Annotated in this window: 22 protein-coding genes and 1 tRNA gene; 13 read left to right on the forward strand and 10 right to left on the reverse strand. The window is 60.1% G+C overall.

Features of this window, described 5'->3' with window-relative positions; translation table 11 throughout:
- Nucleotides 1–5 precede the first annotated feature (5 nt).
- The 6 genes from MIC97_RS02270 to MIC97_RS02295 form a co-directional block, all read right to left on the reverse strand.
- Nucleotides 6–311 (reverse strand): ETC complex I subunit, encoded by a 306-nt coding sequence (locus MIC97_RS02270; RefSeq protein ID WP_183829899.1) that lies wholly within the window; start codon nucleotides 309–311, stop codon nucleotides 6–8.
- A 112-nt stretch (nucleotides 312–423) separates the two neighbouring features.
- A tRNA-Pro gene (locus MIC97_RS02275) sits at nucleotides 424–500 on the reverse strand.
- A 138-nt stretch (nucleotides 501–638) separates the two neighbouring features.
- On the reverse strand, nucleotides 639–1,748 hold the full coding sequence (locus MIC97_RS02280) for a site-specific integrase (protein WP_239798670.1): 1,110 nt from the start codon (nucleotides 1,746–1,748) through the stop codon (nucleotides 639–641).
- Nucleotides 1,745–1,987, reverse strand: coding sequence for a hypothetical protein (locus MIC97_RS02285; RefSeq protein ID WP_239798671.1), 243 nt, complete (start codon nucleotides 1,985–1,987; stop codon nucleotides 1,745–1,747). The genes MIC97_RS02280 and MIC97_RS02285 overlap by 4 nt, the downstream gene beginning before the upstream one ends.
- A gap of 34 nt (nucleotides 1,988–2,021) precedes the next feature.
- On the reverse strand, nucleotides 2,022–2,267 hold the full coding sequence (locus MIC97_RS02290) for a hypothetical protein (RefSeq protein ID WP_239798672.1): 246 nt from the start codon (nucleotides 2,265–2,267) through the stop codon (nucleotides 2,022–2,024).
- A complete protein-coding gene (locus MIC97_RS02295; protein WP_239798673.1) occupies nucleotides 2,264–2,518 on the reverse strand; it encodes a hypothetical protein in 255 nt (84 codons plus the stop codon). Before MIC97_RS02295 ends, MIC97_RS02290 begins: the two co-directional genes overlap by 4 nt.
- Between MIC97_RS02295 and MIC97_RS02300 the strand changes: the two genes are divergently transcribed.
- The 7 genes from MIC97_RS02300 to MIC97_RS02330 are packed head-to-tail and all read left to right on the forward strand — an operon-like array spanning nucleotide 2,517 to nucleotide 8,300.
- The gene (locus MIC97_RS02300) at nucleotides 2,517–2,729 is read left to right on the forward strand and encodes a hypothetical protein (RefSeq protein WP_239798674.1); all 213 of its coding nucleotides are present in this window, start codon (nucleotides 2,517–2,519) and stop codon (nucleotides 2,727–2,729) included. The genes MIC97_RS02295 and MIC97_RS02300 overlap by 2 nt on opposite strands.
- Nucleotides 2,726–3,022 carry a hypothetical protein gene (locus MIC97_RS02305; RefSeq protein WP_239798675.1) on the forward strand — a complete coding sequence of 99 codons (297 nt, stop codon included), beginning with the start codon at nucleotides 2,726–2,728 and terminating at the stop codon, nucleotides 3,020–3,022. Before MIC97_RS02300 ends, MIC97_RS02305 begins: the two co-directional genes overlap by 4 nt.
- Entirely contained in the window at nucleotides 3,019–3,564 is a 546-nt protein-coding gene (locus tag MIC97_RS02310) for a hypothetical protein (RefSeq protein ID WP_239798676.1), read from the forward strand. Before MIC97_RS02305 ends, MIC97_RS02310 begins: the two co-directional genes overlap by 4 nt.
- A gap of 13 nt (nucleotides 3,565–3,577) precedes the next feature.
- Nucleotides 3,578–4,750 carry a helix-turn-helix domain-containing protein gene (locus tag MIC97_RS02315; protein ID WP_239798677.1) on the forward strand — a complete coding sequence of 391 codons (1,173 nt, stop codon included), beginning with the start codon at nucleotides 3,578–3,580 and terminating at the stop codon, nucleotides 4,748–4,750.
- A complete protein-coding gene (locus MIC97_RS02320) occupies nucleotides 4,747–5,994 on the forward strand; it encodes a terminase TerL endonuclease subunit (RefSeq protein ID WP_239798678.1) in 1,248 nt (415 codons plus the stop codon). Before MIC97_RS02315 ends, MIC97_RS02320 begins: the two co-directional genes overlap by 4 nt.
- Nucleotides 5,995–6,007: 13 nt before the next feature.
- Nucleotides 6,008–7,276, forward strand: a complete 1,269-nt coding sequence (locus tag MIC97_RS02325) for a phage portal protein (RefSeq protein ID WP_239798679.1) — start codon at nucleotides 6,008–6,010, stop codon at nucleotides 7,274–7,276.
- Nucleotides 7,263–8,300 carry a head maturation protease, ClpP-related gene (locus tag MIC97_RS02330; RefSeq protein ID WP_239798680.1) on the forward strand — a complete coding sequence of 346 codons (1,038 nt, stop codon included), beginning with the start codon at nucleotides 7,263–7,265 and terminating at the stop codon, nucleotides 8,298–8,300. The genes MIC97_RS02325 and MIC97_RS02330 overlap by 14 nt, the downstream gene beginning before the upstream one ends.
- A 220-nt stretch (nucleotides 8,301–8,520) precedes the next feature.
- Here MIC97_RS02330 and MIC97_RS02335 read toward each other — a convergent pair whose 3' ends face one another.
- Nucleotides 8,521–9,048, reverse strand: coding sequence for an OsmC family protein (locus tag MIC97_RS02335; protein WP_239798681.1), 528 nt, complete (start codon nucleotides 9,046–9,048; stop codon nucleotides 8,521–8,523).
- A gap of 245 nt (nucleotides 9,049–9,293) precedes the next feature.
- Nucleotides 9,294–10,463, reverse strand: a complete 1,170-nt coding sequence (locus tag MIC97_RS02340) for a cystathionine beta-lyase (protein WP_239798682.1) — start codon at nucleotides 10,461–10,463, stop codon at nucleotides 9,294–9,296.
- 443 nt (nucleotides 10,464–10,906) lie between these two features.
- Between MIC97_RS02340 and MIC97_RS02345 the strand changes: the two genes are divergently transcribed.
- From MIC97_RS02345 to MIC97_RS02360, 4 genes are all read left to right on the forward strand, one after another.
- Nucleotides 10,907–11,935, forward strand: coding sequence for an amino acid ABC transporter substrate-binding protein (locus MIC97_RS02345; protein ID WP_239798683.1), 1,029 nt, complete (start codon nucleotides 10,907–10,909; stop codon nucleotides 11,933–11,935).
- Nucleotides 11,936–12,040: 105 nt separating this feature from the next.
- Nucleotides 12,041–13,225, forward strand: a complete 1,185-nt coding sequence (locus MIC97_RS02350; protein WP_239798684.1) for an amino acid ABC transporter permease — start codon at nucleotides 12,041–12,043, stop codon at nucleotides 13,223–13,225.
- Nucleotides 13,226–13,228: 3 nt separating this feature from the next.
- Nucleotides 13,229–14,389, forward strand: coding sequence for an amino acid ABC transporter permease (locus MIC97_RS02355; RefSeq protein ID WP_239798685.1), 1,161 nt, complete (start codon nucleotides 13,229–13,231; stop codon nucleotides 14,387–14,389).
- A gap of 16 nt (nucleotides 14,390–14,405) precedes the next feature.
- Nucleotides 14,406–15,209 (forward strand): amino acid ABC transporter ATP-binding protein, encoded by an 804-nt coding sequence (locus tag MIC97_RS02360; protein ID WP_275592311.1) that lies wholly within the window; start codon nucleotides 14,406–14,408, stop codon nucleotides 15,207–15,209.
- Between the two features lie 81 nt (nucleotides 15,210–15,290).
- Here the strand turns inward: MIC97_RS02360 and MIC97_RS02365 are convergent, their stop codons facing one another.
- On the reverse strand, nucleotides 15,291–16,514 hold the full coding sequence (locus tag MIC97_RS02365; RefSeq protein WP_239798686.1) for an FAD-dependent monooxygenase: 1,224 nt from the start codon (nucleotides 16,512–16,514) through the stop codon (nucleotides 15,291–15,293).
- 23 nt (nucleotides 16,515–16,537) lie between these two features.
- Nucleotides 16,538–16,783 carry a zinc-finger domain-containing protein gene (locus tag MIC97_RS02370; RefSeq protein ID WP_183831542.1) on the reverse strand — a complete coding sequence of 82 codons (246 nt, stop codon included), beginning with the start codon at nucleotides 16,781–16,783 and terminating at the stop codon, nucleotides 16,538–16,540.
- A 166-nt stretch (nucleotides 16,784–16,949) separates the two neighbouring features.
- On the opposite strand from MIC97_RS02370, the gene MIC97_RS02375 reads away from it, so the two are divergent.
- The gene (locus tag MIC97_RS02375; protein ID WP_239798687.1) at nucleotides 16,950–19,151 is read left to right on the forward strand and encodes an RNA degradosome polyphosphate kinase; all 2,202 of its coding nucleotides are present in this window, start codon (nucleotides 16,950–16,952) and stop codon (nucleotides 19,149–19,151) included.
- Nucleotides 19,151–20,686: an exopolyphosphatase gene (ppx, locus tag MIC97_RS02380; RefSeq protein WP_183829919.1), complete on the forward strand. Its 1,536-nt coding sequence runs from the start codon at nucleotides 19,151–19,153 to the stop codon at nucleotides 20,684–20,686. The genes MIC97_RS02375 and ppx overlap by 1 nt, the downstream gene beginning before the upstream one ends.
- Nucleotides 20,687–20,689 lie beyond the last annotated feature (3 nt).

The following is a 20,689-nucleotide window of genomic DNA, read 5'->3' on the forward strand; positions in this document are numbered from 1 at the left end:
GCTATTTAATGCGTCCAGGGCGTGCGGCGATCGTATCGGAAATTATCCGAATAGGAGATTTGCCTGCGCTTCGGCTGATTGGGCTCCTGCAGGCGGTAAGCCAGACCTTCGCGCTCGGCATAAGCGATGGCTTCTTCCTTCGTCTCGAAGGTGAGGCGAATCTGGCTCTTCATGTCGCCGGAAGTGGTATAGCCCATCAGGGGATCGATCTTGCGCGGCTGTTCGGGCTCGAACTCAAGAACCCAGTATCCGGTCTTGGCTGTGCCGGATTGCATAGCAGTCTTGGCAGGGCTGAAAATGCGCGCGGACATGGAAACCTCTTTGCAGTGCGGCTTGCGAGCCGTAGCGTCTCCATACTTCGCAAAACCGGCGGCGGCAAGATCGCAAACGCCGCAGCACCGTCATTCCAAAGCTGAGGGTACATGGTCGGAGTGGCAGGATTCGAACCTGCGACCCCCTGATCCCAAATCAGGTGCGCTACCAGGCTGCGCTACACTCCGAGGTCACGTAACAGGTTGATCCAATTGCACTAATGGTTCTGGTAGTCAACCCGCAGCAGAAAGAAAATGAGAACAAACGGTGCATTGTGGCAGCCCTTGGAACCAAAAGTCCCACATGAATTACCACGGATGTTCCGGCTATTCCCCCTTTGCTTTCCGCGTCTTTTTTGCCTGTGGGGACGCCGTAGCAGCCTCCATGCCGGCGCGCAAGTCGTCTTTGGTGACATGTGCGTAGCGGGATGTCGTCGCAAGCTCTGTGTGCCCAAGCAGTTGTTGCGCCATTTTCAGGTTTCCAGTGGCGCGTACCAGCCGGGTGGCAGCTGTGTGCCGGGCATCGTGAAACCGAAAATCGGCAATTTTTGCGCGGCCTTTGGTGCGCCGCCACTCAGTTTTGAAGCCCTCCATCGTGATGGGGTAGCGCTGGCCTTTGACCTGCCCCTCCCGCGGGCGTTTACACAGATAGCTAAAAACCGCAGTGGGGTGATTATCCTTGAGGGACCATAGCAGATCATAAATTGCCGTGGTCATCGGGATCGTTCGGCTTTTGTTGCGCTTGCCTGTAACCGTGAATTCCCGGTTGAAGAAATCAACGCTTGTCCAGCACAGGCCGACAATCTCCTCACGCCGGCAGCCGCTCAGGAATGCGAACCTCAAAGCTGGAGCATAGTCGCCGCGAATCGCCTCCATAAAGGTTGCCTCTTCGTCGGCTTTTGCCTCGCGAATCCTCTCCTGAGCCTCTTCCAGAAAGTGATCCGACCACTCGATGTCCTGAACCGCTTGCTTCCATGTGCGGCGGGCGCGACGGAGGATCGCGCGCATAGGCTGGGTCACGGTCCTGTTGACGGTTGCGTTCGAAACACCTTCGCCTCGCCGCTTGGCGATCAGCCGGGCAACCGTTGCGTCCGAAATGTCTGAGATGGGGGTTGTGCCGCCAACTGCTGATTCGAGCCAGTCGAGCGTGCGCAGGGTGTCGTCACTGGTAGCGTGGTGCTGGCCGACCTCCGTCCAGTATTGCGCAGCGGTGGCCTTGAAGTTGAGCGGCTTTCGCGCGTCGAACTGGAGGGCCTTGCCGAACAGGTCCGATGTATCGCGGCCGGCAGCAGGCTTGATCGGGCGGATTATCCAGCCGGCGGTCTTGGCGTCAGCAACCATGACGCCCCAGTCCTCGTCGGCATAAGTGTTGGGATAGGATGCCGGGCAGGTGTCGCAGCAGACCTGATTGAGGTTGTTGTGGCGGGCGATGGTCATGACCGGAGAACTCCTTCGGCCTTGAGTATGATGGATTTTGCCCTTGCCAGCCGCTCGACCTGACCTTTGCCTAGACCGGCCGAGAGCCGAACGGATTCCAGCATGCGCGCCATATCCTTCGCCACCGCAAGCACTTCGGCGAGAACTTCCTTTTGCTCTGCCGGGCCACCGGGTTTACGTCCTCGAACTCGCCATTCGGCGCGGCAAGCCTCGCAGGCGCGGTGTCCGGTATCGGGCATGGTGTCGCCGCAGTTGTTGCAGGAGGCTATGCGCTCAGACATTGTCGGCCACCCAATCGTCGATCATGGCCATCAGCAGACGATCGGCCTGATCTTCGCGGACCTCCAGTGTCAGGCGCAGCGCGTCGATCAGGTATCCGGCTGTTTCAATGAGGTTTGCATTTGTAAGCCGGGCACCCGTGGCGTCCCTGCTGGCTTCGACGAGATCGGTGGTTGCTGCGCTGGCGGCCGATGCGGCGGCGAGCAGGGCGGATCGTTTTTCCTGCCAGTTCGCGGTCATTGGTCGGCCCTCGGAAGTTGAGACAGGCCGGCTATGCTGCGGGCCTGATCGATTGCATCGGGCACGGCGCTGACAATCGCAGCGCGGATCATGGCGTGCGTGGCGTCATCCGTGCGGGACAGGGAAGGCGCCACACCACAAACGCCAACGAGCATGCCCGCAAGGATTGCGCCGAACTCGTCGTCACCGGCTTCGCGCAGTGCCCGACATTCGGAGGATTCCCATACGCGTGCGGCCCTGCTGCTGCGCATGCCTGACAGCGTCGTGATGCGCCATGCCGACGATGTTGGCGATGTGTGCCGGCAAACACGGTTCGATGTCGGGTTGCAGTATGTCGAGCGCCGGCTTGCGCTGATGCTGGCCACGCGTGGCGCTGACGGCCTCCTGCCTGCGGCGGCTGTCGCTGCCTTCGAGGATTTCAGACTGGCGCTGTTCGCCTTTGCCAATGGGGGCGGGCGATGACGGCTCATTCGTTCGATCCTGATCCAATTGCCCGCGCGCTGGTGCCTGCAGTGCGCGATCTGCTGCTCGACGAGGTGCGCAGACACGTCGCCTGCGAGCGTCAAGCTCAGGCCGATGCCGTTGATGCTGACATCATGCGGGCCTGCCGTGCTGTTGCGCGCGCCTCCGACAAGCTGGCGCAGGCTCGGTTTTCCGGCAGCCCGGAGGCTTATGCGCGCCGGGATCTCGTGAAAGCGGCAGCGGCGCTCGGAACTACGCTGCGCAAGCACGGCCGCATGCCGAAGGGGGAATGATGGCACCGCTCCCTGAACCTGTCCGCCTTTCACAGGTGCGCCGGCGTCTTGCCGCGATCTCGCCGGGTGTTTGGATGCGCTCGCATGATGCGGATGGCTGCTTTGTCCAGGCGCAGGATCCTACGGGCGGCTATTCCACTGTGCTGCGCTTTGACGAGCGCGCCAGTCCCGATGAGATCGACCTTGTTGTCGACCTGCCGGACACGCTGGCCTTCCTGCTGGGGCTGATCGACCGCGCCATCGAGGCGCACCGCAAAGCCCGTGGGACAGGGCAGGCGGCACCGCCACAGGAGCGGCGACAGCGCGACCCGAAGGACTATGCGGCCGAGTGCGCCATCAAATGTGCCGAGCCCGCGTTCCGTGTCTTCCTCGAAGAAAACCACGGGCTTGAGCGCCCGCTGACAGATGACCGCGTGGCCCAGCGGGTGCGCGGCCTGCTCGGTGTGCGCTCCCGCCGCGAACTCAATGACAGTGACCGCGCCGGCGCCGCATGGCGGCAGCTGCGCGGCGAATACGATGCATGGCGGAGGACCGGACGATGAAGGGGATTTCGATATGAGTGTGGTCCGACAGCGATTTTCGATCATTCCGGCCATGGCCGTGACGGATGCGCGATTGGAGCCGCGTGACTTGCAGGTATTGTGCCTGCTCGGACGGCATACCGACGATCTGGGATGGTGCTGCCGCTCTCAGGTCAGGATGTCGCGCGAACTGAATTGCGGCCGCGCCACGGTGCAGCGAGCGCTCGGGCGGCTCATGGATGCTGGTTACGTCGAGTACCGCACCAACACCCGCACATCCGGCGCGGACGCTGCGCATGATTACCGCGTCGTGATCGATCCTCCAGCGGCAAAGGCTACCGAAAACACGGCGCAGGGGGTGCCCACTGGTGGGCAGGGGTGCCCACCCATAGACGGGCACAGGGTGCCCACCCATGAGCGGGCACCAATGTTAACGACCCCTGTTAAACGAGAGGAGAGAGACGCGCGCGAAAGCGAGGATGAGGAAGATCATGCCGACGACAGCCCGCGTGTACTGGAACGGCGGGTGAAGCGGCTGGCCGACCAGCTGCGGTGGCCCGGTTGGGCGAAATCCTCGACGGCATGGACTGTTGCCCAGTTTGCGGCGCTGAGCGCTGACGAAAGGGCGATGGCCGAGGAGCGGGGAGCGGTCTACCTGTCGCATTGCGGCAGGAAAGCGCTGTCGCTCGGCGTGTATTTTCGGGAACGAAAGTTCCTCGATCTTCCGGAAAACGTGCTGAAAGCGGCTGTAGAGGCCGATCTGCGCAAAGTCGCTGCGCCCTTCGGAAAGCTCTGGAACGCGCTGCGGTTTGCCGAATTGTTCGGGCCGCATGCTCCGCTGCCGAAGCCTTCGGCGTTCATCGAAAAGATGCTGACCGAGGGCGGCGAGGCGGCTGAGAGGATGCGCAGGGAGCGCATCGCTGCGCATGGTTGGCCACGCGTCAACGATATGCATCGCGCAGCAGAAAGCCGGCGGGGATGGACCGTGAATGCTTCCGATCTCTGGCTGGAGGATGCAGCAGCTGATTTCGAGCAGGTGAAAGCCGGCAGTGAATTGTGGGTGGCGTGGCGCCAGTATCATGAACAGCGCGGCTGGCCATGGCTGCCAGATGGCCCTGAGTGGGTGTGGTTCCCGGCGGGTGGCCCGGAGCAGCTTGGCGAATTCGAGGCGATGATCAACAGGCAGAAGGCTGAGGCAGCGGAATGATGGCGATTGATGTCAAGGAGCTGAATGGCCGTGAGCGTGTATCCCTGCATGCCAAGAGCATATTCCTGCGGGAAACCACGTCGCTATGCCAGCTGCTCACCGGTATGCCGGATGGTAAGCATGGCAGGTCACCCACGGTCATCGTTGGTGACGAGATACATGAATGGCGCACGCGTGATCTGGCCGATTTCCTGCGGCAGGGTACGGGCGCACGGCTCCAGCCGATCGAGCTTTACGCTTCGACAGCAGGGCGCAAACAGAACCGTGTAGGATTCGAGTGGTTCGAAGAATCGCTGGCCATCATGCGCGGCGATCTCGATGATCCGACCACACTGGTCATCTACTTCGGCATTGAAGAGGAAGACGACTGGACCGATGAGGCGGTCTGGAGGAAGGCAAATCCAAGTCTGGGGCTAACGCCCACGCTCGACTACCTGCGAACTGAGTTCAAAAAGGCAAAGGGCAGGCCTGCGCAGGAAGCGATCTTCCAATGCTATCACCTCAATCGCTGGGTAGACCAGATTTCGGGCTGGATCCCGCGCTCGAAATGGTCAGCCTGCGGGGACCCTGCGAAGAACTGGGCCAAGCTCTGGGAAAAGCACAAAGGACGGAAGGCCTACCTCGCTTGTGACGTGTCGTCGACACGGGACCTGACGGCACTCGTCGTTGTTATTCCGCCTGACGAAACTTGCGACAAGTGGGTGATCATTCCGCTGTTTTGGGTGCCGGAAGATACGCTCGACGAGCGGGCGCAGGAAGATCGCCGCGTCAACTGGAAACAGTGGGTTGCCGACAAGGCTCTGTTCACGACACCGGGCGATGCCGTCGACCAGACATTCGTGCAGCAGGCGATCAAGGATGCCTGCGCTCAGTTCGATGTCGTGGCTTTCGGATTTGACCCGTGGAACGCGCGAAAGCTCGCCGGCGATCTCCAGCATGACGGCATGGATGCCGAATTGCAGGTCGAAATGCGGCAGGGTCACCAGACCCTTTCAGGTCCGACCAAAGAGTTCGAGCGCCTGGTGTTCGCCGGCAAGATCGAGCACGGCGGGCATCCTGTGCTGGCGTGGATGGCTGGCCACTGTTCGGTCCGCTTCGATGTGAACCTGAACTACGTGCCGGACAAGAAAAACTCCCTCGACAAGATCGACGGCATCGTCGCCACCGTCATGGGCGTCGGGTTGGCCATGTCCGTCGAAGACACAACCTCGGTCTATGAGGACCGTGGAATCCTGATGGTATAGGGCAGGCGGTCGCATGGGTTTTATCGACAGGTTGTTCGCGACTGCCGCCGATCGCACCACGGTGCGGCCCGCTGCCGCCGTTCCGTCCGTGCCATTGGTGACTGCCGCATTGCCGGACAATCATTTCACCGTTGACGGGTCGCGGATCATCGAATTGATGCGCGCCTCTTCCCTGACCGAGAGTGGCGCGAACGTTACCGTTGCAACGGCGCTGAAGAATACAACGGTGTTCCGCTGCGTGTCGCTGATCTCCTACAGCATCGGCATGTTGCCTGCGCACCTGTATCATGCAGGCGATGAGCGCAGGAAGGCGACGGAACATCCGCTTTACGACCTTTTGATGTACCAGCCGAACGACTGGCAATCAGCGTTCGACTTCAAGGTCCTGATGCAGATGCGGGCGATGGTGGATGGCGATGCATTCGCGCTCATTGTCCGGTCGATGGGACGTGTCATACGGTTGGTGCCGCTACCGCGAGGCCGGATATCGATCCGGCAGAAGGAAGACTGGTCCGTCGAGTATCATTACCAGCCGCCGAAGGGCAGCAAGCGCATATTCCAGGCCGACGAAATCCTGCACCTTCGCGGCCTCTCCGATGACGGATTGCGTGGCATGTCGCTGGTCCGGCAGGCGGCCGAGGCGATTGGTCTTGCGCTTCAGACCGAGAAGGCGGCCGCGCGTCTGTTTCGCAATGGCATGCTCGCCGGGGGTGCGCTCCAGCACAAGGAACAGCTTTCGCCGGAAGCCTATGAGCGTCTCAAAACGAGCATGGCCGAGCGGGAAAGTGCGGATAACGCGCACAAATGGCTGATCCTTGAAGAGGATATGACGGCGAATCCGTTTTCGCAGACCGGCAAAGACAATCAGCATCTTGAAACCCGCCAGCACCAGATCGAGGAAATCGGCCGCATCTTTGGCGTTCCGCGTCCGCTGCTGATGCTCGACGACACTTCATGGGGTTCCGGCGTCGACGTGCTTGGACAGTTCTTCGTCACATATGGTCTGGCACCATGGTTCACAGCGTGGGAACAGGCCATCCGCAGATCTGCCCTGACTGATCAGGAAAAAAAACAGTTCTACGCCAAGTTCAATGAGGGTGCCCTGCTGCGCGGCTCAATGAAGGATCAGGCGGAATTCTTCGCAAAGGCTCTTGGCTCCGGCGGACATCAGCCGTGGATGGATGCCGACGAGGTTCGCGCCTTGCAGGAACTGGGAAAAGCTAAGCCCGGCCAGCTGCCAACGGCGCCGGGACAACAGGAGAACGGCAATGAGCCTGCGTAAGCTTCCCGAGATCCGCGCGTTTCAGCATTCCGACCTGCTCCAGTTCGATCCGCCGGATGAGGCGGTCGCGGAGTTCAACGCCGAAATCCGGGCGGCGAAGGATGAGGGCGACAACGTCATTTCCATCTATGGCTCGATCGGTCGTGATCCGTTCTCCGATGTCGACAACAGCGAAAGACGCATATCAGCAGCGCTGGCATCGATCGGCCGGCGCGATGTCATCGTCAACATCAATTCGCCGGGCGGGAATTTCCTGTCGGGGCTGGCGATCTACAACCTGCTCCGCGCGCATCCGGCCAGAGTGACGATCAATGTTCTGGCCATGGCCGGTTCCGCTGCCTCGGTCATTGCCATGGCGGGGGATGAGATCGCCATGGCGGATGGATCGTTCATCATGGTGCACAAGGCATCGGCCGTGGTCATGGGCAACGAGTACGACGCGAAGGATGCGGCCGAGCTGCTGGCCGAAGTCGATGCGGCCATGGCCGAGATCTATGCTCCGGCAGTCCGCTTCGCATTCCTGACTGGTTGTCGCCGCGCCGAGATTGTCAGCCTCACATGGCAGCGCGTCGATTTCTTCGGCAAGACGATCACTGTCACCGGCAAGGGGAGTAAGAAGCGTATCCTTCCGATGACGCAGCCTGTCTATGATTTGCTCTGGGGAGAGAAGGACAATCACCCGACTGCCGTGTTTACCTACGTTGTGCAGGCCACACGCAAGCACCTAGCGCTGGTGCGTGGAGAGCGCCGACCAATTACCATGGAAGGCTTCAAGACCGCGTGGCGGCGCTACAAGGCCGATTGTGGGGTTGAGGATTTCAGATTTCACGACACCCGACACACCGCAGCGACCAGAACCCTACGCTCCGGCAATCTCAAGGTGGTGCAGCAGATGCTAGGGCACGAGGACATTACCACGACCGCGAAATACGCTCATGCGATGCTGGATGACATGAGAACCGCCATGGAAGCCGCAAACAGCATACCAAGCAGCAAACCAGACCCGAAGGAAGCTTCTAACTAGCGGGAAAATAAGCGGAAATTCCGTCGCGCATCGGTGATCCCAAATCAGGTGCGCTACCAGGCTGCGCTACACTCCGGTGACCACCGGCTGTTGTCAGTTTTCACCAACAATTTGCGAGTGGGGATGCCGTATCAGCCCGACTGCCTGCATGCAAGCCTGCATTTGCAACTTCTCGTTCCGCTCGCCTTTCACCGGATTTTTCCACAGTGTTGGCGGTGCCTCAAACCGGCTCCAGCGCGTGAGCCTGCTCGTGGCGGAAGTCAATTTGCACGGGCGTCGGGTTCTGGAGAATATCGAGAACCGGACAGTGGCGGTCGACGACGCTTTTGAGGCGGAGAAGATCATTTTCCGAAGCCGGGCTGTCTATCGTCACCTCGGCGGTGATTCCCTGAAAGCCGGGGCGGATGGATTTGTCGACGTTGAACAGGCCGCGCAGATCGATGTCTCCTTCAAGCCGCACGGAAACCCTGTTCACCGGAATGCCGAGCGCGTCCGCGTAAAGACGGTAGGTGATCTCCTGGCAGGAGCCGAGAGCGGCAAGAATGTATTCGACCGGATTGGGAGCGGTATCGGTGCCGCCAAGCGCTTGCGGTTCGTCGACGGCCACGTTGAACTGGCGAATCGCGACGTTGCTGTTGACGCCATCTCCAAGGGTGGAGCGGGCTGAAAATGTAGCGCGCGCATTTTGCGGTGCGGCGGCAAGGGCCGCATTGGTGGAATCGAATGCCGTCTTGAATTTGAAAGTCATCAGCGCGTCCCTGCCGAATAGCCAAGGCACCTTATCGTGCCGGTGAAATTCTGGCTGCGACGGCGACGTGGATAAAGAAAGGCAGTGCCTCTTCCCGTTGGGATGGCGAAAAGACTTTTCACGAAAGCGACCGGGTGAAGACGATGGTTCCGCCACCCGGCCAACGTTTCCGTTTTCTCTCTGAAGGTATTCCGGAGCGGAAGTGTTTATTGCGCCGGTTCAGAGTGAGAACCTGAGGCGAAAACTCAGGCCGATGCGGCAGCGTCGAGCCCGCGCTGCAGGTCCGTCTTCAGATCCTCCACATCTTCCAGTCCGATCTGGAGGCGTATGACCGGTCCCGCATATTTGCCCCTGGCGATCGTTCTGTCAGCCAGCGACACGGGAACGGCGAGGCTTTCATAGCCGCCCCATGAAAATCCCAGCCCGAATATCTTCAGTGCATCAAGGAAGGCGTGCGCCTGCTTCTGGCTGCCGCCGTCCAGGACAATGGAGAAAATGCCGCTCGATCCGGAGAAATCGCGCTTCCAAAGCTCATGGTCGGGATGGCTTGGGAGGGCAGGGTGCAGCACGCTGGCCACACCGGGTCTGCCTTCAAGCCACTCGGCCACTACAAGCGCGCTGGTGCGGTGATGTTCGAGCCTGATGCCCATTGTACGAAGACCACGCAGAACCTGATACACGTCATCGGGCGCGGAACAGCAGCCAAGCGTGATGAAGCCATCATGCAGGCGCTGCCAGTGCTGCTCATTGGCCGATACGGTGCCCAGAAGCACATCGGAGTGCCCGGCGGGGTACTTGGTGGCGGCAAGGATGGAGATATCCACGCCGAAATCGAGCGGCCTGAAATAGAGCGGCGTTGCCCATGTGTTGTCCATCATGACGACGGCACCGGCCTCCTTCGCCACCTTTGAAATCGCCGGAATATCCTGCACCTCGAATGTGTTGGATGCGGGCGATTCGGTAAAGACGACGCTGGTATTGGGGCGCATGAGGGCGGCGATTCCGGCGCCGATATGCGGATCGTAATATTCCACCTCCACGCCCAGTCTCTTCAGCATGGTGTCGGCGAAATGACGGGTGGGATGATAGACGGAGTCCACGATCAGGACATGAGACCCGGCCTCGGCAAAGGCAAGCAGCGGCACGGTGACGGCAGCAAGGCCGGATGGAACGATAATCGTTCCGGCTGATCCCTCCAGCTCGTCCATGGCCGCAGCCAGAGCATCGGTGGTTGGGGTTCCGCGTGTACCGTAGGTGTATTTCTGTGAGCGACCTACAAGCGTGGCTGAATCCGGGAACAGCACGGTGGATGCGTGGACGACGGGTGGATTCACGAATCCATAAAAATCCCGGGGATTGCTTCCGCAATGGGCAAGGCGCGTATTGATGCCCAGATCGGTGCTGTCTTTGGCCATGTAGAGATCGCTCCAGATGTTGTTTCGCAAGCTTAGTGGCGCACTTGTGCACCCGCAACCGTGATACCCCTGAGCGGCTTGCATTTTGCTCGTTGTGCAAAAAGCTGCCGGTCGGGGAAACGACCCCCACGATCGGTGGTCAGGCGACATTTTATGTCGCTTTCAGGACATGAAGAAGCCTTCCGCAACGGAACCATGACGCAATTTCAGGAATGAATTTTGCTTTTACGGCAATGTGTTGAGTGCAAAATGACCAGTGCTCTGGCCCAATCATTCATTTTTCTTGACCTCACGAAGATTATCGCCTTCGATGACGTTCGTGAATGGGAGCGGGTCATAGGTCTTGAAGACTTTACATCCCGAGTAAAAAGCGGTCGGGGGAGATCGCCTGGACACGACGAAACCGGGTCGATTCCCGGATAACAGAAAAGGGTATGTGGGTTATGAAAAAGTTGGCAATCGGTGTACTCGGTGCTGCCGCATTCGGAATGCTGGCGGGAGCGGCCAGCGCGGATACGCTTGACGATGTGAAAGCCAAGGGCTTCCTGCAATGTGGGGTGAACACGTCGCTCGCCGGCTTCTCCGCTCCCAATGACAAGGGTGAGTGGATGGGGCTTGACGTCGATTTCTGCCGTGCTGTGGCTGCGGCGGTATTCGGCGATGGAACCAAGGTCAAGTTTACGAGCCTGAGCGCGAAGGACCGCTTTACAGCGCTTCAGTCCGGCGAAGTGGACATTCTCTCGCGTAACACGACGTGGACCATCAACCGTGACACGGCTCTCGGCTTCAATTTTGCCGGCGTCACCTACTATGATGGTCAGGGCTTCATGATCAACGCGAAGAAGCTTCCGGGCGTGAATTCCGCGCTCCAGCTTTCGGGCGCTTCGGTTTGCGTCCAGTCCGGCACGACCACGGAAATGAATCTGGCCGACTATTTCAGCGCCAACAAGATGGAATACAATCCGGTCGTGTTCGAGAAGTTCGAGGAAGCCAACGCCGCCTATGACGCGGGCCGTTGCGATGCCTACACGACCGACCAGTCCGGCCTCTATGCCGTGCGCCTGCAGATGGCGGCACCCGACGACCATGTCGTGTTGCCGGAAATCATCTCCAAGGAGCCGCTTGGTCCGGCTGTCAGGCAGGGTGACGACAAGTGGTTCGACATCGTGAAGTGGACCTATTTTGCTCTTCTCAACGCTGAAGAGGCCGGCATCACGCAGGCCAATGTCGATGAGATGAAGAACAGCGCCAATCCCGACATCAAGCGTCTGCTTGGAACGGAAGCCGAAACCAAGATCGGCACCGATCTTGGCCTCGGCAATGACTGGGTCGTGAATATCATCAAGGCCACCGGCAATTACGGCGAAATCTTCGAGCGTAATGTTGGTACCGGAAGCCCGCTCAAGATCGCGCGCGGCATCAATGCGCTGTGGACCAAGGGCGGCCTGCAATACGGTATGCCGATCCGCTGACGACCAGAAAAGCCGGAGAGTTCACCTCTCCGGCTTTTTCCCTTCCTGCCGGAACACAAAAACAAACACCGGCGGGAATTCAGACACCTGTTCAAGGGGAACCAAGTGTCACAGGAAGTTATCAGAGACGAATCCGCGCGAGTCCCGCTGATATATGATCCCAGGGTTCGCAGCATTGCATTTCAGGTTGTTCTGGTGGCGCTGCTGGTGCTTGGCGTGTGGTGGATCGTCGACAACACGATCGAGAACCTGCGTCGCTCCAACATTTCCACCGGATTCGCGTTTCTGCGGGGGCGGGCGGGCTTCGATATTTCCGACCGGCTGATCGACTACACGTCGGACTCGTCCTATGGCCGTGCGCTTCTGGTCGGTATCGCCAATACGCTGATCGTAGCCGCAGCCGGCATTGTGACAGCCACGATTCTGGGGTTTCTCGTCGGCGTTGGCCGCCTTTCCAACAACTGGCTGATCCGCAAGCTGGCGACCGTCTACGTGGAAGTGTTCCGCAACATTCCACCGCTGCTGGTCATCCTGTTCTGGTATCAGGGCGTACTGGCCGTGCTGCCCAATGTGCGCGACAGTCTCTCGCTGCCGCTTGGCTCCTACCTCAACAATCGCGGGTTCTACTTTCCGCGGCTGGTGTGGGAACCGGGCGCCTGGCTGGTCCTTGCCGGGTTCGTGGTGGCGGTCATCCTGTCCTGGTACGTGGCAAGGCGCGCGCGGGCAAGACAGATGGCCACGGGGCAGCAGTTTCCGGTCTTCCTGACCAGCCTTGCGCTGATCATTCTTCTGCCGCTGCTGGCCTATCTGCTGGCTGGGATGCCGGTCTCGGTGGATTATCCACAGAAGGGTACGTTCAACCTGTCCGGCGGCTTCAATGTGAAGCCTGAGTTCCTGTCGCTCTATCTGGCGCTGTCCTTCTATACGGCCTCGTTCATCGCCGAGATCGTCCGCGCCGGCATATTGGGTGTTTCCAAAGGGCAGACGGAAGCCTATTCGGCGCTGGGCATGCGTTCGAGACAGGGACTGCGGCTGATCGTGATCCCGCAGGCAATGCGCATCATCATTCCCCCGCTCACCAGCCAGTATCTGAACCTGACGAAGAACTCATCTCTCGCTGTGGCGATCGGCTATCCCGATCTCTACGCGATCGGCGGAACCATTCTCAACCAGACAGGGCAGGCGATCGAGGTGGTGGTCATCTTCATGACCGTTTACCTCAGCATCAGCATCATTACCTCGATCTTCATGAACTGGTTCAATACCAAAATGGCCCTGAAGGAGAGGTGAGCTATGCAGGAACATGACATATCCTGGGTGCGCACCGAAATGGCTCTGGCCGAGACCGCACCCCGTTCGCAGGTGGGTGCGGCAGCGTGGCTGCGCAAGAACCTGTTCGCTACTCCGATTGACTCGGTTCTCACCGTGCTTGCCTTGCTGGTTGTGGCTTCGCTTCTGCCGCGGGCGCTCGACTGGCTGTTCTTTGGAGCGGTGTGGACCGGCGCCGACCGCACAGCCTGCCTGACCACCGAACAGGGCGGCCAGCTTCCGGCCGGGTGGTCTGGCGCTTGCTGGCCTTTTGTGAGCGGCCGCTTCGGCCAGTTCATGTTCGGCCGCTATCCCATGGACGAGCGGTGGCGCGTGATCCTCACCGGCATCATCTTCGTGGCGCTGCTGGCGCCGCTCCTGATACCGCGCGTACCCTACAAGAAGCTGAACGCCATATTGTTCTTCGGCGTGTTTCCGTTCATAGCCTACTTCCTGCTGGTGGGCGGCGCTTTCGGCCTGCGTTATGTCGAAACCCCGATGTGGGGCGGCCTGATGGTGACGCTGGTCATTTCCTATGTCGGCATCGTGGTGTCATTACCCCTTGGCATCATACTGGCGCTCGGCCGCCGTTCGGAAATGCCGATCGTGAAGCTGCTTTCGGTGATTTTCATTGAAACCGTGCGTGGCGTGCCTCTGGTCACAGTGCTGTTCATGGCCAGCTTCATGCTGCCCCTGTTCGTGCCGCCGGGCACCAGCTTCGACAAGCTTCTGAGGGCGCTGATCGGTGTCGCTCTGTTCGCCTCGGCCTATATGGCGGAGGTGGTGCGCGGCGGATTGCAGGCGATCCCCAAGGGGCAATATGAAGGCGCGGATTCGCTCGGTCTCGGCTACTGGCCAAAGATGGGGCTGATCATCATGCCGCAGGCGCTGACGCTGGTCATACCCGGCATCGTCAACACCTTCATCGGCATGTTCAAGGATACGACCCTGGTGCTGATCATTTCGATGTTCGATCTGCTCGGCGTCGTGAAGCAGAACATTTCGGGTGATCCCACATGGGCGACCCCGCAGACGGCAAAGACCGGCTACATTTTTGCAGCCGCCATCTTCTGGGTGTTCTGTTTCGGCATGTCGCGCTATTCTCAATATATGGAACGCCGGCTCGATACCGGTCACAAACGCTAGGCAAGAGGAATGGCAAATGGCCACCGAAAACGCAGTCAGCGCTGAAGAGATCGAGGTCGACACCGGCAAGATGCAGGTCTCGGCGACGGAGGTCGCGATCGAGATCATCGGCATGCACAAGTGGTATGGCGAGTTTCATGTGCTGAAGGACATCAACCTGAAGGTGATGCGCGGCGAGCGCATCGTCATCTGCGGTCCTTCGGGCTCGGGCAAGTCGACGATGATCCGCTGCATCAACCGGCTGGAGGAGCACCAGAAGGGCAAGATCATCGTCGATGGCAAGGAGCTTACCAACGATCTGAAGAAGATCGACGAGGTGCGCCGCGACGTCGGCATGGTGTTCCAGCACTTCAACCTGTTCCCGCACCTGACCATTCTGGAAAACTGCACGCTGGCCCCGATCTGGGTTCGCAAGGTTCCGAAGAAGGAGGCCGAGGCGACGGCCATGCACTATCTGGAGCGGGTGAAGATCCCCGAGCAGGCGCACAAATATCCCGGCCAGCTCTCGGGCGGCCAGCAGCAGCGCGTGGCGATCGCGCGATCGCTGTGCATGAAGCCGAAGATCATGCTGTTCGACGAGCCGACCTCGGCGCTGGACCCGGAGATGGTGAAGGAGGTTCTGGAAACCATGGTCGGGCTTGCCGAGGAAGGCATGACGATGCTGTGCGTGACGCATGAAATGGGTTTCGCGCGTCAGGTTGCGAACCGGGTGATCTTCATGGATCAGGGCCAGATCGTGGAGCAGAACACGCCGGTCGAGTTCTTCGATAACCCCCAGCACGAGCGCACCCGGCTGTTCCTCAGCCAGATTCTGCATTGAGGAAGACAGGCGCGGCATAGCAAATCTGCCAGGCCGCGCAGCTTCCGGAATGCGGAAACGAAGAGGGCGGCTGCGGGTTGTTCAGCGCTCCTGCGGGAGCCGCCACCCATAAAGCCAGTCGAGATCGGTTGCGAGGCTTTGCGGAGAGCGCATCCTGAGCACAAGATTTCTCGCCAGAGCCACCGGCCCTGCTGCATTCCATGCCATTTTGTTCAGTGCGCCACGCCGCGCGACTTTCGACAGCCGCGCTTTACGTTGCTGTTCCCACAAGGATATTGCGCTTTGTTCAGGGGCGGTGAGCTCAGCGATATATTGCGCGAGCAGGGCCGCGTCTTCGATGGCCATGGCGGCACCTTGCGCCGCAAAGGGGGTGACGGCGTGTGCGGCATCCCCGATGAGTGCGATTCCCGGCGCGGTCCAGCTGGCAGCCGGGTCAACCGTATGAAGCGGCCATGCCGTCCAGTGCCCAGCCATTTCCACCAGACGCGCCAGAGCGGGCGAACTTCGCGCAACGGCATGCAGCAGAATCGACATTTCCGCCTGCACTGCCCAACTCTGCGCGATATCCATCGCGGGCGTGAATGCGACCAGATTGATTTCTGCTCCGGCCCGCAAGGGGTACGCCACCAGATGAAAGCTGGCATGCACGAAAGTGGTGACACTGTCACTGTCCGCAAGCCTGCGAAACGCTTCTCCGGCAGAACTGTTGGTTTCTATGGTCGTGCGCCATGCGATCTGTCCGCTGAACCGGTTTCGGGCAGACCGTTCGACAAACCGGCGGGAAGCGGACCAGACGCCATCGGCGCCGATCAGCAGTTGGCTCTCTGCGGTGGTCGTGTTGCCTTCAGGGTCCCCGAAGCTTGCGATAACATGGCCCGACCGTTCGCGCGAAACCTCCGCCAGTTTCATGCCCGTGTTGATTTCGATTTCCGGCCGTGAACGCGCCTCCGTCAGCAATGCCTGCTGAAGGTCGGCGCGGTGCGAAACGAGATAGGGTGCGTTCCAGCGCTGTTCAGCGAATTTCCCAAGCGGAACGCTGGCAAGCTCGCGCAGCGTGTTGGCGTCTTTCAGTCGCACGGCCTGCGGCTGCACCGCGTGGGGGCGCAGATGCGGCAGAACGCCGAGATCTGTGAGAATGCGTGCGGCGTTTGGCGAAATCTGAAGCCCCGCGCCAAAGGCTTCCAGTTTGGGGGCCTGCTCGAAAACACGGGTGATGATTCCCCGGCGCGCCAGAGCAATCGCCATGGTGAGGCCGGCAATGCCGGCCCCGGCGATCACGATCGGGCTTTCGCCCCTGTATGCCATGATGGGTTCCGGCCGTTTGCCGCTCAGGCGGCCCGGTCGATATAGGCGCAGCCTGCGGGGATGGTTACGTCTGCAGCGAGGGCCGCATTGTAGCGGTACAGCGTCGAGCAGTAGGGGCACACCTTCTCGTCATCCGCCCCCATGTCCAGAAACACATGCGGATGATCGTACGGAGAGGTTGCTCCCACGCACATGAATTCCTTGACGCCGATCTCGATCGCTGCGTGACCCTGATCGTTCTGGAAGTGGGGAATGATACCGCCAGCCATCATCGTCTCCTTCGAGCTGTTATCCAGCGTTTGGATCATAACAGGGTTCTTTGCAAGGCTTGTGAAATCAAACTGTCGTAAAACCCTGCCAGAGGATAATGTGAAACAATGTAGCCGGCTGGCGGTGTGACGGGTTTCACGCCGGCAGAGGCAGGAAAGCGGGGATATGAGCGGATTGAGGCCAAAACAGGCAGAGTTCACGACATCTGAGGTCGCGGCGACAGAGAGCGGCAACCCTGATCGTTTCGTCAATCGTGAGTTTTCGTGGTTGCAGTTCAACCGCCGTGTGCTTGAGGAAGCCCGCAACGAACGCCACCCATTGCTCGAACGTGTCCGCTTCCTTTCCATATCCGCCGCCAATCTCGACGAGTTCTTCATGGTGCGTGTCGCGGGTCTGGCCGGGCAGGTGCGCCAGCTCATCAGCCTGAAAAGCCCGGACGGACGCACCCCGGAGCAGCAGCTCGAACAGGTGTTGCGCGAAGTTGAGCGCCTGCAGGCCGACCAGCAGAAGGTACTGGCGGAGCTGATGGCACGTCTCGACGCAGAAGGGATCGAAACGGTCAACGTTTCTGCGCTTACCAAGGATGAAAAGGTCTGGCTGGAAGAGTATTTCCGCGAGCAGGTGTTTCCGGTTCTGACCCCGCTTTCGATCGATCCCGCGCACCCTTTTCCCTTCATCCCGAACCTTGGTTTCTCCATGGCGCTGCAGTTGCGTCATCTGCGGGAGGGCGAGGAAATGAGCGCGCTTCTGCGCCTGCCGCCGGCGTTGAAGCGCTATGTCCGCCTGCCTGATCGCAAGACCCGCATTCGGTTCGTTCCGCTTGAGGATGTGGTCGGTCTCTACATCGGACGTCTGTTCCCGGGTTACGAAGTCAAGGGTTCGGGCACCTTCCAGATCATCCGCGACAGCGACATCGAGGTGGAGGAGGAATCCGAAGATCTGGTGCGTCTGTTTGAGACCGCGCTGAAGCGCCGTCGGCGCGGTTCGGTCATCCGCATCGAGTTCGACAGCCGCATGCCGGAAAGCCTGCGCGAATTCGTGGCGGGAGAGCTTGGGGTTGCTGGCAACCGCATCAGCGTCATCGAGGGGCCGCTGGCGCTCAGCCAGATTTCGGAGATTGTCTCCATTGCGCGCGACGACCTGAAATATACGCCCTACAATCCGCGGTTCCCTGAGCGCATCCGCGAGCATGGCGGCGATTGCTTCGCTGCCATCCGTGAGAAGGATATCGTCGTTCACCATCCATATGAATCTTTCGATGTGGTGGTGCAGTTCCTGCGTCAGGCAGCGGTCGACCCCGAAGTCGTGGCAATCAAGCAGACGCTTTACAGAACCTCCAACGACAGCCCGATCGTGCGCGCGCTGATCGATGCGGCCGAGGCCGGAAAATCCGTGACAGCACTTGTCGAGCTCAAGGCACGGTTCGACGAAGAGGCGAACATTCGCTGGGCGCGCGATCTGGAGCGGGCCGGCGTGCAGGTCGTGTTCGGCTTTCTGGAGCTGAAGACGCATGCCAAGATGTCTTCCGTGGTGCGGCGCGAGGATGGCAGGCTGCGCAATTACGTGCATCTGGGCACCGGCAACTACCACCCGATCACGGCGCGTATCTACACGGACCTGTCCTTCTTCACCTGCGACCCGAAGATGGCGAGCGACGTCGCTCAGATATTCAATTTCATCACCGGATATGCTGAGCCGACCGACGAAATGGCGATCGCGCTTTCGCCCTACACTCTGCGCAGTCGCATTCTCGGGCATATCGAAAACGAGATCGCCCATGCCAGGGCCGGGCGCCCGGCGCGAATCTGGATGAAGATGAACTCGCTGGTCGATCCGCAGGTGATCGATGCGCTGTATGATGCCAGCAGTGCCGGCGTGGAAATCGACATTGTCGTGCGCGGCATCTGCTGCCTGCGGCCGCAGGTGCCGGGGCTGTCGGAGAACATCCGGGCAAAATCGATTGTTGGCCGCTTCCTTGAACACAGCCGCATCTATTGCTTCGGCAACGGACACGGCCTGCCGTCGGATGAGGCCATCGTCTATATCAGCTCGGCCGATCTGATGCCGCGCAATCTCGACCGCCGCGTCGAAACGATGGTTCCGATCACCAATCCCACCGTGCATGAGCAGATTCTTGGACAGATCATGCTGGGTAATCTGGTGGACAACCAGCAAAGTTTCGAAGTATTGCCGGATGGCACATCGCGCCGGGTGACGATTGAAGAGGGCGAGGAGCCGTTCAATGCGCAGGAATATTTCATGACCAATCCCAGCCTTTCCGGACGGGGTGATGCCTTGAAACTGCATGCGCCGAAGCGGATCGCGCAGTTCAAGCGCCGCAAGAAAACTGATCCGACGACCAGCTGATGATTGCTGCATCTCAGGGCCGGCTTCAGGACCGGCGCCCGGTTTCGATCATCGATATCGGATCGAACTCCATACGCCTCGTTGTCTATGAAGGACTGGCGCGGTCTCCCACCATGCTGTTCAACGAGAAGATGCTGGCGGGTCTGGGCCGCGGCATCGTCTCCACCGGCAAACTCGATCCTGAAGCGGTGACCAGAGCGATGGAAGAGTTCCGGCGCTTTCGCAGCCTCTCCGAACAAGCGGGCGCCGTTCACATGCATGTGCTTGCCACGGCGGCCGCGCGCGAGGCTGAAAACGGCCCGGATTTCATCCGCCGGGCGGAAGATGTGCTCGGCACGGAAGTTCACGTGCTCAGCGGCCGGCAGGAAGCTTACTATTCGGCGCTCGGCGTCATCTCGGGTTTTGAACCTGCAAACGGTATTGCAGGCGATCTGGGCGGTGGCAGCCTCGAACTTGTCGACGTTGCGGGCACGACCATCGGCGACGGCATTACGCTGCCGCTGGGCGGCCTTCGCCTGCAGGATATGGCAGGCAATTCTCTGGAAGTTGCGACCAAGATCGCGCGCATCGAGGTGGCCAGAGCAAAGCTTCTCAAGGCGGGGCAGGGGCGCACCTTCTATGCCGTGGGCGGCACCTGGCGAAATCTCGCCCGCCTCCATATGGAGAAGACGGGATATCCGCTTGGCGTGATGCATCACTATGAGATCGACCCCGCCAGCGCGATGTCCTTTCTCAAGCAGGTCGCCAAGGGAAATATCGAACGCATCAAGGGCATCGAAGGCGTGTCGAAGGCTCGCCGTGCGCTGTTGCCGTATGGCGCCATCGTTCAGAAGGAAATCATCACCGCGATGAAGCCGTCGCGCATTATCGTGTCGGCGGTCGGTGTGCGTGAGGGCTATCTCCATTCCCTTCTGCCGGCTGCGGAACAGACGGCAGATCCGCTGCTTTCAGCCTGCGAGGAGCTTGCACGGCTGCGCTCGCGCTCGTTTACCCACGTTCGTGAACTTGTCGAGTGGACGAGCGAATCCTTCCGGACGTTCGGCATCGAGGAAACGGTTAATGAGGCGCGCTACAGGAAAGCCGCCTGTCTGCTGGCCGACATTGGCTGGAGAGCGCATCCGGAATATCGCGGAACACAGTCGCTCAACATCATCGCCCATGCTGCGTTTCTTGGCGTCGATCATCCGGGGCGCGCCTATCTGGCGCTGACGAATCTGTTCCGGCATGAGGGGCTTTTCAGCGGGCTGGCGCCGGCGTTCCATGAACTGGCAACGCCGCGCTATCTTGAGCGGGCGCGCATTCTGGCCGGTGCGATGCGGGTGGTTTACCTGCTTTCGGCGGCAATGCCCGGCGTCATACCGCAACTGAGATGGCGAAAGCGCGATGACGGCGTTCTCGCTCTGGTAATCCCGAAAAATCTCTCCGGCCTTTATGGCGAAAGACCGGCCGCGCGTGTCACCCAGCTCGGAAAAGTCCTGGGGTTGCGTATGGTTCTGGCTGTTGAAGGGCAACCGGACGTGATCGTCGCCAAGTAAGGC

Source organism: Aquamicrobium sp. NLF2-7 (genome assembly GCF_022359935.1).
Lineage (GTDB): Bacteria > Pseudomonadota > Alphaproteobacteria > Rhizobiales > Rhizobiaceae > Mesorhizobium > Mesorhizobium lusatiense.